Genomic DNA, 13,481 nt, shown 5'->3' with positions numbered 1-13,481 from the left:
TAGCGGTGATATCATCGCCTCATAGTCAAAAACAGGTAACACAATGATCAGAAGTAACCGATGTTATTTTAACCCAGAGTTCAATTCGACGCCCCCCAGAGAGTCCTCGATCCTGCACTACACCGTTCGGTCTGCTTAATAGCGAGGAGCGTCAGTTCTCCGGTAAATCGTGACTTTTTCATCGCCACAACCTCCATTCAGGGGCGTATTTATCATACCGGAATTCTGGTTTTGGCTGGGTCAGGATCAATCTATTCAACGAACTATAATTGCCGTTGTACTTCCAGAAAAGGTGGAGATTTTACAAAAAAAGAATGTAGTTTGAGTTGAACATATGTGGAATTATGATGAAATTGGTAAATTTAATGCTCGCAAACGAGAAAGATAAACATGGCAGGCTTTCCACATAATTTATCCACTGAGCTAGTGGATGATGGTAAGGGATCTACTCTGATACTCATCGCCGAAGATGAGTCTGAGATTGCTGAAATCCTGACAGCTTATCTTACGCGTAGTGGCTTACGCACCGTCCACGCCATTGATGGGTTACAGGCGCTGGAGCTACACCTGACACTTAAACCCGACCTTGTGCTGTTGGATGTGCAGATGCCACGTATGGATGGTTGGCAGGTACTATCCGAGATCCGCCATCGTGGCGATACGGCAGTGATCATGCTTACCGCGCTGGATCAGGATATCGACAAGCTAATGGGATTGCGTATCGGCGCAGATGATTACGTAGTCAAACCCTTCAACCCTGCCGAAGTCGTCGCGCGCGTACAGGCTGTGTTGCGACGAACGTCAGCCCGGGGCATGAGTTCAGAGCCAAAAGTCATGCGGGTGGATATCTTCGAGATCGACCTGGACCAGCATGAGGTCACGGTGGACCTTGGTCATCGCAAGCATCTTCTTATTCTGACTCTTACTGAGTTCAAGCTGCTGGCGCACCTGGCGAAAGCACCCCGACAGGTATTCAGCCGCAGCGAACTACTGACTGTTTGCCTGCCAGAGGGTGACACGCTGGAGCGTACGGTGGACAGTCATATTAGCAAACTGCGCAAGAAACTGGAGGATCTTGGGGTGAGATGTGTGCCCACCAGTGTGCGCGGCGTAGGTTACAAGTTTGGCAGTACCTCATGAAAATATTGACCGGACTCAGCCGCCAGATTGCTCTGACCATGATGGCAGTGGTTTTGGGGGTCATTCTACTGATCATCTTGGGATCCTATGCTTTTTATGCGGCCCTGCTGATGTTTTGGCCGGACAGCTTTCCTCCAAATGACGATTGGGCACCATCGGGGCTTGAATGGGGCTGGATACTATCGACCACCGCTGTCGCACTGACCCTCGCGCTCACTGTCGCCATTAAGCTCTCGCGCCGCATCCTTTTACCGCTAACGTCAGTTGCCGAGAGCCTCCGTCAGATTGCGCAAGGCGATCTTGATGCCCGGGCAGTCACAAACGACAGTTCGTTGAGCGAAGCTGCTTTGTTGGTCCATGACTTTAACACTATGGCTGAACGCCTACAGCGTATGGCGCAAGAGCAAACCTTCTGGAACGCGGCGATTGCTCACGAGTTGCGTACGCCGGTGACCATCCTCCGGGGTAGACTTCAAGGGCTTGCCGAAGGCGTTTTTGAACCTGACGCCGCGCAGTTTCGTAGCCTACTCGCTCAGGTTGAGGGGTTGACTCGCTTGATCGAGGATTTGAGGGTGGTAGGACTTGCCGACAGTGGTCACCTGCAAATTCAGCTGTGCGACGCTGACCTCTCTGGTGAAATCAAGGCCGCCATGCAGTTATTTGAACCCAGCCTGCACGCGGCCGGTTTGTCACCGGTACTCGATTTGGAAGACAAGCCTGTTCGGTGTGACCCAGCCAGAATTCTCCAGGCGCTGCTGGAAAATGCACGACGCCACGCTGTACCCGGCGGTGTTCGTGTTCAGATGCGAGTGGAGCATGACTCATCCTACCTGAGCGTCGAAGACGATGGCCCAGGAATTGCCGAAACACTTGCGGCCCACGTGTTCGATGCCTTTCAGCGTGGGGATTCCGCACGCACGCGCGAAGGTGCCGGTAGCGGACTGGGATTGGCTGTCGTGCGGGCTATCGCGCTGGCACATGGCGGGCAAGCGACCTGCCGCCCCTCATTAACTGGTGGGACCCTCTTCGAGGTACGCTGGCCTAACAAAACCGAGACTAAAAATAGCTCACTATAAATTGAGGAATAATCCACAGCGATGAGACTATAATTTATTACCGAATGGCAAAACTGTTTGCTGTATTTACTGTATCCAGTTGTTTTATTTTATTATTTTGTAATTAAAGCCTGCTACAACACCAACGACCAGAAAATGCTGTTGGGCATGTGGTTGGAGGATTAAAGGTGGTGTACCAGGTTCTGATAGATGACTCAGTATGTAAGGTCATTTATCTGGCAATACAGGCAGTATCGAAAAAATGGAGTATGGCCACCCAAAATTGGCGCTGGTGATAAACTGCTTTATTATTCGAGGTTGGTGACCGCATGAGCGATCACCATTAATATAGTGGCAGTTACATATAATTACTTACAGATTCACGAAGACTTGTAAGTTTATTTAAAATCACACATCATCATTTCCATAATATTTTTTCCTTGAGTGGTTTTAACACACTTGTCGATATATGTTGTGAACCGGGCTGGTTCTTTTAAACTTAGAGCAACAATTTTCTCATTACTAAAAATAACGTTAAGCTTTGAGAATTCACCATATAAATAAATCGACTTTAACATCAATTTTTCATTGCAATCCCCAAAGATGATCCGGAAATTACTTTTATTTTTTAAAAAATAGTCAAATTCAACCTGTTCATAATTTTTTGAGATCGAGACTGTCCCCTGCGCTTCGGCGAATGAGGCGTCAATTTCAGAAAAAGTAACCGCTCCCTTTTCTCCCGCAGAGATATGATAAATCGGATCATTGATATCGCCACAATTCATGAGTAGATCCAATCCTTCCGCACAGTAATCCACCGGAATGATATCTATTTTATCCTGAAGCGAGCACATATATTTGCTCAGTTTAATCACCATGCTGAACACCCAAAAAATGCTACTCGACGGTTCGCAGCCATATTTAGAATGCCCTACCACAATGGATGGACGTGCGATAATTAAAGGTAATCCAGGAAGATATTTTATTATTCGTTCTTCGATTTCGGCTTTGGAACGAGTATAAGGCACGATATGCTGACCATGGCTGGAAGAGGATAATCTTTCAGTGACAAACGCCCCTTTTTCCGGCAGGCACGCCATTGCCGTGCCAACATGAACAAACTTCTGGAGAGCTTCAACTTCAGCCATTTTTTGGGCTAACTTAAACGTACCCTCAACATTTACTGCCCAGATGCGTGGATTATTGCCAAATGAAGCCACAGCAGCACAATTCACAACATGAGTCACAACGTTTAAGCGTTCATCGTTAAGAAAATGTTCCGGATTCAATAGATCGCCATTGATGATATTATCATCAGATAACTTTTCTAGTAGTTCATCACTAACATGAAAATTTTTTAGATTTTCCCTAACACGTATCAGTGCACTTTTATCCTGGGTTTCGCGGGCAATCGTAAGGATATTTTCAGCTCCGTATTTTTCCAAGGCATAGGCCATGAAACTACCCCCAATGAAACCGGTGCTTCCTGTAATTAAAATCTTAAACATGCCACCTTCACCTTTATAAATCTTGCCGATGTTGAATGCTTGGGCAGTAATGCCATGATTATTTCATTCTTTATATACATGGAGTATTTTCTAATCAGACTCGTTTAATTCATCCTTGCATGACTTAAATCTGTTGTGCTTTTCGCTATGTTAAACGCTGATTATGGAGATTTTGTCGTATTTCTGTGGAGGTTTGGTGTATTTGGTAAGTTATCTGTTAGCAAATGTAAAACCAGGGCTTACAAAATAGTGGGGCAACCGATAATCACATTTGTACTCTAAGCCATTCTCTGCATAGGTAAATGTCAATATCACGAGGGAAAATATTAATTTTTTAGGAGGGTTTACATTGCTGTGAATTCTGACCAACGTATTACACTTACCTGGGCCGGTATCAGCATGTCAAGGCGTTATTATTTACACATTATTCCATTAAGTCTCCATAGAGTGGCGCCCAATCCGCCTTGGCGGTTATTGCACCACAGAAGGATAAATGGCATCAATGCTTGCCATCGGAACCGACTCCAAAGGGCATTACCATGCATCAATCAATTGGGGAGTCGTCATCAGATGATAACTGCTTGCGCATTTAATTGGTGTGGACACGTAATGTACTGAATGATTGAAAGCGGTTATTTAATATAACCAGTATAAATTATTTTAATATCTCACTGAGTATTTATCATGTTCAGGAAGGTATTAATAAGTATCTCAGGTTCTATTTTGTGTTAAATATGGCTTGGTCTAAGGGTATTTTTTTTGCGGAAAGGGTGTTTTTATTCTGTTATGATAAATAAATATATAACTGGTACTCGGCTCAGTGATGAACATAACTCAACAGCAAGATGGATTAAAAAAAACCTGCAGTACTATAGGCAAAAAAGTTAAGCAGTTACGGTTAGCAAGGAATATTTCGCTAAACGAGCTTTCTCGACTGTCCGGGGTATCCAAGGCTGCACTCTCCAAACTAGAGTCTGGCAGTTCTAATCCTCGCGTCGATACACTGGACGCCATTGCCAGCGCGCTGCGTCTTCCATTGGGGGATCTACTGGGTGGCAATAATGAACTCTATCCCTATCTGGAAAAATATCTTCCGATGGAGACCCCCTATTCTCAGGTCATGAAGTTTCGTATCGGGCTGGGGAATATCTCTGAAATATGGCATTTACAAATGAATCCGGGGACTATTATTAATAGTCCGGCGCATATTTCCGGAACACATGAACATATCATCATCCATTATGGCGTACTGATGCTCCGGTTTGAAAATAATAAAAGTATTGTATTGCAACCTGGTGATTTTTATGCCTTTTCTGGTGATGTTCTGCACTCTTATGTATGTCCTGAAGCAACAGTGAGTGCAACGGTGGTAATGTCCTATTCTATTTGATATTAACAAACAGGGAGCCATGTGGCTCCCTGTTATGCAATAGCAGTTTTGCTGATTTAAATTTGCGACTATCCCATACAATAATGTTTATCAATAAATCGAGTAATCATTCCACTAATATCAGTCTCGTGTTGATTTAATATAAAATGCTCTCCGGGTATGCCGATCATTTGGAATGTATCCTGTGTACACTCTTGCCAGCGATAGGGCGGCGAGGGGAGTAAAGGATCGTCCTTTCCATAGATTACCAGTATCGGCGTATTCACCAAAGGAGCCTCCTGCTCAGTGTTAATTGAATTTGCTACGCTTAAATCCGCGGCGAATACTTGTAAAAACTGCCTCATTAGCCGTTCATTCTGCTTTAACCAGTCTGGAAGCTGGCCCGCCAGCTCCGCAAATTGTAATAACTGTTGTTGTGATATATCACTAAGGTCTAACGATGGAAAATACTGCCGACAGTGAATTGGTAAATTAGAAATAGCAACCAAACTAATATTTCTGTATGGATCGCGTGTACGACAATAACTTGCCATTAAATAGGCAATATAAGCTCCCAAACTATGGCCGATGAAAACAATCGGATCTTCAGCAGGGATACGAGGAAAGAAGTCCTGAATCACTTTATCAGCTTCAAACAATAAAGGCTCTTGGCGCCGACGTCCACGACCCGGCATCTCCATCAGAATGATGTTAAAGTCACTGGGGAAACTTTTAGCAAATGTTCTCAATGCTGCCGCGTTACCGCCTGCATGATGGAAAATAACCAGATGAGCGCGTGGATCATTCATAACGTTTCCCTTCTGCAATACGCCCCATCAATGCAGCACAGACAATGATTATCCCGCCAGTACCCTGAAGTAAGCCGATGGTTTCGCCCATAATCGAGACGGCAAACATGGCGGCAAACGCGGGTTCCAATGAAAGAATTAATCCGACACGTGTAGAACTGGTGGTCTTTGCCGCGTGCAGTTGCATTAAAAAGGCGAAGGCTGTGGCCAGCAGACTTAAAAACAGAATATATCCCCAGACACTAAGGGAAATAGTCGGGATGATATTCAGCGACGTAGGATCAGATAGCAGAACGAAAACCAATCCCAGGATGGCAACAGTAAACAATTCTATTAATGTAATATTAACCAGTGAATAATTTTGGCCGGAAGTCTGTCTGCCGAACATAAAGATCTGAAACCCACGGATTAACGCTGCGATCAAAATCAACGTATCACCACTGTTAAACCCAAAACCCGTCGCATTAGAAAAACTGAGTAATCCTCCTCCAGCCAGAGAAAGAAAACAGGTAAAGTAAATGAATTTACTTTGTTTACGTTTACCAATCACTCGTTCAAAAAATGGCACCAGAACGACAGACAAGGCGATGAGAAAGCCTGCATTAGCTGCGGTAGTATGGGATACCCCCAAGGTTTCAAACGTCAGAATTGCATAGAGTAAACCGCCAAATATCAGTCCATTAACCCATTCTCCACGTTGTATGTCACGTAAACGTATCCGGGTGCCGATAAACATAAAAGGAACAGCCAGTGCAAAACGAAGCATTAAAAACAGTGGTACGGTAACACCGGCCCGAACCGTCAGTTGCATTAACGAATAACTTGCTCCCCAGGAGAGGGCGACAACCAGTAATCCGAAATCCAATAGATAAAGCTGGGACCGGGGAAGTTGCAATGTGTCATGAGACATAGTCAGTCCTTAAACCGCATGAGAGGCATCGTAGCTGATACGTAACTTACCTTTTTTGAATTTGACCGACTTAATGGAGAACTCGGTAATCTTATTGAGATTATCTACATGAGTGCCGCCACAAGGCATGGGTTCGGTTCCTTCAATCAGACAGAGACGCGTTTCTTCTTCATGCCAGGTTGTGACGGGGCGGCCATCTCTGAGCAATGCCTGAATGTTTGTCTGAATAAGCGGTAATGGCAGTTTGTCGACCAGCATGGCTGTCGAGCCCATTGGCGAAAACTCGACCCGCGATTCGCCTGGGAAATGGTGTCCGCTGACAGCCATCCAACCGTATTGGCGCATTTCCCAGTTCAGAAGGTGACCTGCGGTATGCAACGCTGCATGTAACAAGCGATCCGCTGCGGAGAGTGTCGCGGTCAACGGGATGCTATCCATAGTGCTCAGCGGCGTTTCGGGATAGAGAATTACTTTATCAGCGGAGAGCCTACCAACCCGAACCGGGATATCATTGACCCAGCCAACATCGGCGGGTTGCCCCCCGCCCTGTGGATGAAAAATATTGTCTTTTAGTGCAATCCATTGGCCTGATTCATCAGAACCGCTATCAATAATTTCACTTGATGAGTGAAAACGGTAAGTATCATCAAGGTAACACTGAATTTGAGTCATCGAATTTCTCCCGCGTTACGCGCCAGTTGACAGTTGGATAAAGGGTTGACCAAGCAAATTATGAGACGCGACACGATTGTTTCTGTTGTGATTTTTACCAGACACAATCACGCAGCCAAACTTATCAAGTGGGATATTCCCGCCGTATTCACTTACCTGATCAGTATTCGGATAAATATCGACGTAGCTTGGCGCGTAGCGGGATGCAAAACCCATACGATAGTTTTTTTCGGAAATATTAGGATAAGAAGCGTGCATAAGTGTTGACCAGAAGATCACGCATTGGCCCGCTTTCATCTCCAGTGGGACGGCTTGTGCTTCATTCGGTTTCCAGTTTGGATCGACTTGAAGATTCCGGTAGTCATAACCAAAGAATCCACGGTTTTTTCCTTCTTTATTCAAAGCATTAATAATGTCGGTCTGGTAAGCCATCGACTTGGTTTCGTCATAGTTCATTTTTTTGTGGGTGCCAGGCATGATTTCCAGACAGCCATTTTCAATTGTCGCATCGGTAAAAGCGGTCCAAACTGTCAATGTTCCTTTACCAAACTGCTCTTCAGTTTCACCGGGCCACAGGATTTGTGGTTTACCGCTGGCGTTGGCAAAAGTGTCTGCCTGATGCCAATCCGTGCCTTCATCCCCTGGGTATTTTGGGAAAAACTCTGTTCTCCAGCACAAGACATCGTCACCCAGAATACTGGATACGGCCGCCACTATCTGTGGATTGGTAATATGCTGGCTGAGTAGTTGAATATCTAAGTGGCGATCATAGTTTGATATATTGGTAGCCGCGCCATAAGAGTCTGCTGGATAAGCTGCGTTACTACGATTGGGTAGTTGACGGCGTATTGTATTCCACATCTCCGCCATTTCTTCCGGGGTGTAAATAGTGAGTGGACCAATGAATCCATTGTTATGAAAATTTGCTAACTGTTCTTCATTTAAGTTTAGTGTTTTATTCATTTTTAACATCCTTCTTCTGAAAGGTAATTGGCAGATGAAAATACTTCGTCTAACGTTGTGTTATATAATCTTTCAATGGAAAGACTAAGGCCGAATTCATTTTTAACGCGTTCGTTCAATGAAATTGCAATCATAGAGTGGCCACCAATATCTAGAAAATTTTCATCCTTGGATATTGGCTGCTCTAGTATATCTTCTAACCAAGATATGTATTTTTCTAATGCTTTTGACTTAATTTGACTATCTTGTTTAATTATATCATTAGTGATGTTCATAGGTTGCTCCAGTGAGTGAGTATATAATATTTTTTTTATCAACTTTTCCATTAACTGTTTTAGGCATAATGTCTATTTTTCTATAGAGTGCCGGACGCATATAAACTGGTAAGAGTTTTTTTGCCATAGACTTTAATTTTTCAATAATTTCGGCAGCAGGCGTCGTAGAAGTAAAAAAACAAACTAAGTGATGGCCGTGCAACTCAGAATGAGTAGCGATAACGGATATATCATTGATACTTTCCATTTGGGCCAGGACTGATTCTATTTCACCTATTTCTATACGATAGCCATGAATTTTGACTTGTTGATCACTGCGACCCAAATAAATTAAATCATTATTGGCATTATGTTGAACAATATCTCCGGAACAGTAATATCGATGTGAAACACCATCATTTTCCAGCCATACAAATTTGCCACTTTCTTCATTATCAATATTTAGATATCCACAAGTGACCTGAGGACCAGACAGTAAAAGTTCACCGCTATTATCTGGCCATTCATGATCACCAAGTGGTCGGATAATATAATAAAACCCAGGGAGTATTTTTCCGATGTTAGATTCGGATCGTTTTAAATCACTCTCATTTATTATGTGCCAACTAGCATGAACTGTAGTTTCAGTAATGCCATACATATTAACCAATAGCGGAGAAGACAGACCAAAATGATGATTCCAGTTTTTTAATGTCTGAAAATTGAGTCTTTCTCCGCCAAAAATAATAAATCGTAACGACAGTTCCCATGGATTAAGCTGACAAAGCTTTTCTGCATTGATGGAAAAAGCTGTCGGAGTTTGGTTTAAAATCGTGACTCTCTCATGTTTAATGAGTCTGGCCAGTTTCTCTGGCATCACCCGGGTTTCCTCATCCGGGATCAGTAGCGTGGCGCCATAGGCAAGAGCTGACCATATCTCCCAGACTGAAAAATCGAACGCATAAGAGTGATACATCAACACGACATCTTTCTCGCTGAAGTGGTAGAGGCCGTCTGTTGCCGCAAATAGTGTGCGTAGGCTTTGATGGGAAACGGGAACCCCTTTCGGTCTGCCAGTCGTGCCGGAGGTGTAAATCACGTAGGCAATTCCATCTGGCGTTGATTCATCGTGACTATTTTCTGTCGGTTTCGCATTAATGATGTCGCTAATGTCTTTGCTACGAAAGCCGGGATGCAATGAAGTTTGCGTATCACTGATAATGAGTGCTGGCTGAGCATCGTCAAGTATCAGCTGATTTCTTTCTCTGGGGGCTTTTTTATCTATAGGTACATAGGCTGCTCCTACACTTTGTACCGCAAGTAGTGCTGCTATAAGTTCAACCGACGGAAAAAACTCAACGGCGATAAGATCACCTGTTTTGATGTCTTGTCCACGCAGATAGTTGCCAATATTGATTATCTGGTTTTTTAGATCTCGGTAACAAACGCTCTTGGCACAGTCTTTTACTGCGATGCGCTCTGGATATTTTGTCGCAGCGTCAAAGAAACAATGCAGTGGCGTTACGTGCTCTTGCGTTGGGGTCAGGTTTGTAGCCACGTTGTCCTCCTTTCGTTCTTAATAAACATACAATTAAAAATTAAAACGAACAAATATTTTTTATATGTTAATTTTAACTTAACAAATCAACACAATGATTTAATTAAATATGTATAAATTACATTTAGTTAGTGGTTTTTGATTTATTTTTGTTGATTTTTTTAACCTAACCAATGCGAATATTTTTACTTATTGTTTCTTATTAAGAACACTTGAATCTGCGTCTAAACATGAGGCCTCTCTGTAGATTGCTAACCATCGGTTAGCGTGTGGTTTAGAACGATCAAGTGATAAATACAGAGAAATCTGATGTGTTATATCCAATAGGCTTCAAGATGCAGGAAGATGGCAGCCGGCATGGGGGCGTTAGCGTGCTTGCGGTTTAAACGATGATGGGGATAAATGGACTATTGCCCAGTGATGAGAGACAGGCCAATATACCGAAACAGATAACCGGTTCAATTTGACTGTTTCAGCGCGGTTGCAGAGAGAGCAGTCGCTTGCATATTGTTGATTGTCTATCACCGGGCGGTCAGCGATGACGTTGGTTTATATCTTTTTGAATTTATTTAATTAAATGTCATTTTTTAGGGAAAGGAACTGCATTGTTCAGTTCATCGATGGTTAACCTGGTCGTTAATAAAGGCGGTGGCATACTTGGACATATTTACCATTAAATTGCTTGTCACGCCGATTCTGATGCTTGTCGTTTCTCTGGCTGTCCGGAAGTGGGGTAGTTTCGTCGGCGGTATACTCTCCGGTATGCCGCTGACATCTGGCCCGGTGGCTGTCTTTCTGGCGATCGAACAAGGGCCGCATTTTGCTGCCGAAGCGGCTGGCGCAGCGTTATCCGGACTGAGTGCGGTATTACTCACCTATCTTTTCTATTTCATCCTGACCCGGTTCTTTTCCATCCTGGTGGCTGGTGTCAGTGCTATCTGTTTCTTTGGGATGATCTCCACACTGTTTCTATTCTTAACGTCAACGGAAGGCGCGATTATTGTCAGTGTCGTGGCGATTATCATCATCCTGCGGTTAACTGACCGTGGTGAGCGGGCAGTAAAAGAACCGGCAGTACCATACTGGGATATTCCTTTGCGTATGCTTACGGCAACAGCGTTGCTGTTTGCGATTACCTCCTCTGCGCACCTGCTCGGCCCCCAGATAAGTGGCATGCTTGCTCCTGTCCCCGTTATTGCCTGGCCGTTGACGCTATTTGCCCACATTCAAGGGGGAAGAGGAGACATGGCCGCCGTGGTGCGTGGTAACGCAGTCAGTGCAACGGGAGTCATCCTGTTCTATGTGGTAATCCGGGAACTGATACTCTGGGCTGGGGTGCTGGCGACGTTTATTCTGGCTTTTATGGCGTCAGTGGTTGTCACGGTTTTGCTGACCGGCGTCATGCGGCGTTCGGCAAGCGTCGCTTTATAGTGATTGCACCATAGCTTCACCAGGTTGCCTGTTTGTTGTGCAATGGTGACTTGTTTCCCTCTCTCTTGTTATCCCTTCATTTTAGCGTATTCCTGCTAACTCCTTGTCGCACACTGCTTGTCATGAAAAAACCACGTTTATTTCAGTATTGGCATAATCCATGCATTGTTACTTTTATAACAAATGTCATAAGTATGATGGATGAATAACAAAGGGCCGATGATGAGTGATAACCAGGATGTCATTGCGCAGATAGAAGCCTCGTTTGCGGTACAGACGCCGACAGGCAAACGCATTGCCGGATACCTGCTGGCGAATCTGGCACAGGTGCCGTTTGAAACAGCAGACAGTATTGCCCGCAGTGCGGCCACCAGCGGCATTTCGGTGGGGCGTTATCTGCGCAGTCTCGGCTACCGCAATCTGGATGACTTCAAACGCACACTGCGTCAGCAAAACAGCGGTGGCCTCTATCAGCCATGGCTGGTGACGGATCGTCTTGGTGCCTATCAGGAACGTCGACAGCAACCGCAACCGCAAAAGTTGCAGCAGGCGTTAACGCTAGAACTGGAGGCCATCAACCATGTCTATCAACTAGCGCAGAGCGAGAGCTTCGCCCGCATCAGCCGCCGACTGGCCCAGGCAGAGGCGGTGTTTATTCTGGGTATTCAGTCCACCCGCGGGATCGCTAATGCCTTTTACAGCCATCTGGAGTATTTGCGCCCCAAAGTCTATTTCGCCGACGGGCTTTCCGGCACCTATGTGGAATCGCTGAATTCGGAATTTGCTTCGCCGTATTTGGTGGTGACCGATACTCGCGCCTATTCAGTGGTAGCCCAGAAATATTGTCAGGTAGCCGGTGAACGCGGCCTGAATGTGGCATTAATTACCGACATTTACTGCCCCTGGGCGCGTGACTACCCCGTCGATTTGTTGCAAGTGAAGACCGATACGGGGCAGTTTTGGGATTCGTTGGCACCACTCAGTTGTCTGTTTAACTTGCTGATTTCGGCAGTGTTGGAGCTTGGTGGTACGGAGATAGAGCAACGACTGGCGGATAACCGTCAGCTGCAAAAACAGTTCGGTCAGTTCGAATCCTGACGCTGAGTGGACTGCGACTGTATTGCACGATTTTGATGATGAGAGAGGGAAATGCCGTGATGCAAAACGGTTTGATTAACGATGACAACGTGGTGCTGGTGGATATCGCCGAACTACTGCCGGATGCGGTCATCGACCTGAAATACGCCACCGCCGATAACCTGACCGGTCAGCCTATCTACCGGGAGCATCACTGTCTCCTGCATCCTGATGCGGCTAAGGCTCTGGTACGCAGTGCCGCAGTGGCAAAGTTGGCCGGTTTCGGTCTGAAAATTTTTGATGCTTATCGCCCGCAGCAGGCACAGGCCTGCCTGTGGACGGCATTCCCCAACCCGGAATATGTGGTGGATATTCGTCGTGGTTCCCATCACAGCCGTGGGGTGGCAATCGATCTCACCTTGTTGAACGAACAGGGTGAGGCGCTCGATATGGGGGCTGATTTTGATGAAATGCACGAACGTTCTCACCCGTTTTACCCTGATTTCCCCCCGCAGATTCAGCGTAACCGCCTGTTGCTCAATGCGGTGATGGTAGCCGGAGGATATCGGGGGATTACCAGCGAATGGTGGCATTTCGAACTGCCAGACGCGGTGTCGTACCCGCTGTTAACTGACCGTTTCGGCTGTTATCCGCCGATATCGGCCCAGTGACAGTCTTGTTCGTCCTTAGGCTTTATCACAACACCAGTCGATAACTTTTATCTGCTTCAGGAGT

General features: G+C 45.4%; 13 protein-coding genes and 1 pseudogene. 7 read left to right on the top strand and 7 right to left on the bottom strand.

Annotation, left to right across the window (positions count from 1 at the left end; all coding sequences use genetic code 11):
• Window positions 1-390 precede the first annotated feature (390 nt).
• The 3 genes and pseudogenes from CWC46_RS17785 to CWC46_RS23705 form a co-directional block, all read left to right on the top strand.
• Window positions 391-1,140 (top strand): response regulator, encoded by a 750-nt coding sequence (locus CWC46_RS17785; RefSeq protein WP_021015199.1) that lies wholly within the window; start codon window positions 391-393, stop codon window positions 1,138-1,140.
• The gene (locus CWC46_RS17780; RefSeq protein ID WP_237160189.1) at window positions 1,086-2,216 is read left to right on the top strand and encodes an ATP-binding protein; all 1,131 of its coding nucleotides are present in this window, start codon (window positions 1,086-1,088) and stop codon (window positions 2,214-2,216) included. Before CWC46_RS17785 ends, CWC46_RS17780 begins: the two co-directional genes overlap by 55 nt.
• A 188-nt stretch (window positions 2,217-2,404) precedes the next feature.
• Window positions 2,405-2,542 (top strand): annotated as a pseudogene (locus CWC46_RS23705) (IS256 family transposase); the annotation flags it as partial.
• A 51-nt stretch (window positions 2,543-2,593) separates the two neighbouring features.
• Here the strand turns inward: CWC46_RS23705 and CWC46_RS17775 are convergent.
• Complete coding sequence (locus CWC46_RS17775; RefSeq protein WP_021015201.1) at window positions 2,594-3,703, bottom strand: SDR family oxidoreductase; 1,110 nt, start codon at window positions 3,701-3,703, stop codon at window positions 2,594-2,596.
• An 823-nt stretch (window positions 3,704-4,526) separates the two neighbouring features.
• Here CWC46_RS17775 and CWC46_RS17770 point away from each other — a divergent pair.
• Window positions 4,527-5,093, top strand: coding sequence for a helix-turn-helix domain-containing protein (locus CWC46_RS17770; RefSeq protein WP_021015202.1), 567 nt, complete (start codon window positions 4,527-4,529; stop codon window positions 5,091-5,093).
• 68 nt (window positions 5,094-5,161) lie between these two features.
• Here CWC46_RS17770 and CWC46_RS17765 read toward each other — a convergent pair whose 3' ends face one another.
• The 6 genes from CWC46_RS17765 to CWC46_RS17740 are packed head-to-tail and all read right to left on the bottom strand — an operon-like array spanning window position 5,162 to window position 10,238.
• A complete protein-coding gene (locus CWC46_RS17765; protein WP_021015203.1) occupies window positions 5,162-5,881 on the bottom strand; it encodes a thioesterase II family protein in 720 nt (239 codons plus the stop codon).
• Complete coding sequence (locus tag CWC46_RS17760; protein WP_021015204.1) at window positions 5,874-6,791, bottom strand: DMT family transporter; 918 nt, start codon at window positions 6,789-6,791, stop codon at window positions 5,874-5,876. The genes CWC46_RS17765 and CWC46_RS17760 overlap by 8 nt, the downstream gene beginning before the upstream one ends.
• Before the next feature lie 9 nt (window positions 6,792-6,800).
• Window positions 6,801-7,463, bottom strand: coding sequence for an alanyl-tRNA editing protein (locus CWC46_RS17755; protein WP_021015205.1), 663 nt, complete (start codon window positions 7,461-7,463; stop codon window positions 6,801-6,803).
• A 15-nt stretch (window positions 7,464-7,478) separates the two neighbouring features.
• Entirely contained in the window at window positions 7,479-8,426 is a 948-nt protein-coding gene (locus CWC46_RS17750; RefSeq protein WP_021015206.1) for a chlorinating enzyme, read from the bottom strand.
• Window positions 8,427-8,428: 2 nt separating this feature from the next.
• Window positions 8,429-8,701: a phosphopantetheine-binding protein gene (locus CWC46_RS17745; RefSeq protein ID WP_021015207.1), complete on the bottom strand. Its 273-nt coding sequence runs from the start codon at window positions 8,699-8,701 to the stop codon at window positions 8,429-8,431.
• Window positions 8,688-10,238, bottom strand: coding sequence for an amino acid adenylation domain-containing protein (locus CWC46_RS17740; protein ID WP_021015208.1), 1,551 nt, complete (start codon window positions 10,236-10,238; stop codon window positions 8,688-8,690). Before CWC46_RS17740 ends, CWC46_RS17745 begins: the two co-directional genes overlap by 14 nt.
• 657 nt (window positions 10,239-10,895) lie before the next feature.
• On the opposite strand from CWC46_RS17740, the gene CWC46_RS17735 reads away from it, so the two are divergent.
• The 3 genes from CWC46_RS17735 to ddpX all read left to right on the top strand — a co-directional run bounded on the left by CWC46_RS17735 (window position 10,896) and on the right by ddpX (window position 13,417).
• Complete coding sequence (locus CWC46_RS17735) at window positions 10,896-11,669, top strand: hypothetical protein (protein WP_021015209.1); 774 nt, start codon at window positions 10,896-10,898, stop codon at window positions 11,667-11,669.
• 222 nt (window positions 11,670-11,891) lie between these two features.
• Window positions 11,892-12,767 carry a MurR/RpiR family transcriptional regulator gene (locus tag CWC46_RS17730; RefSeq protein WP_021015210.1) on the top strand — a complete coding sequence of 292 codons (876 nt, stop codon included), beginning with the start codon at window positions 11,892-11,894 and terminating at the stop codon, window positions 12,765-12,767.
• A gap of 59 nt (window positions 12,768-12,826) precedes the next feature.
• Window positions 12,827-13,417: a D-alanyl-D-alanine dipeptidase gene (gene ddpX / locus CWC46_RS17725; RefSeq protein WP_021015211.1), complete on the top strand. Its 591-nt coding sequence runs from the start codon at window positions 12,827-12,829 to the stop codon at window positions 13,415-13,417.
• Window positions 13,418-13,481 lie beyond the last annotated feature (64 nt).

Source organism: Prodigiosinella confusarubida, from assembly GCF_002847015.1.
GTDB classification, from domain to species: domain Bacteria; phylum Pseudomonadota; class Gammaproteobacteria; order Enterobacterales; family Enterobacteriaceae; genus Prodigiosinella; species Prodigiosinella aquatilis.
Note: the sequence above shows the minus strand (reverse complement) of the source record. Positions and strands in the feature narration are given on the sequence as shown.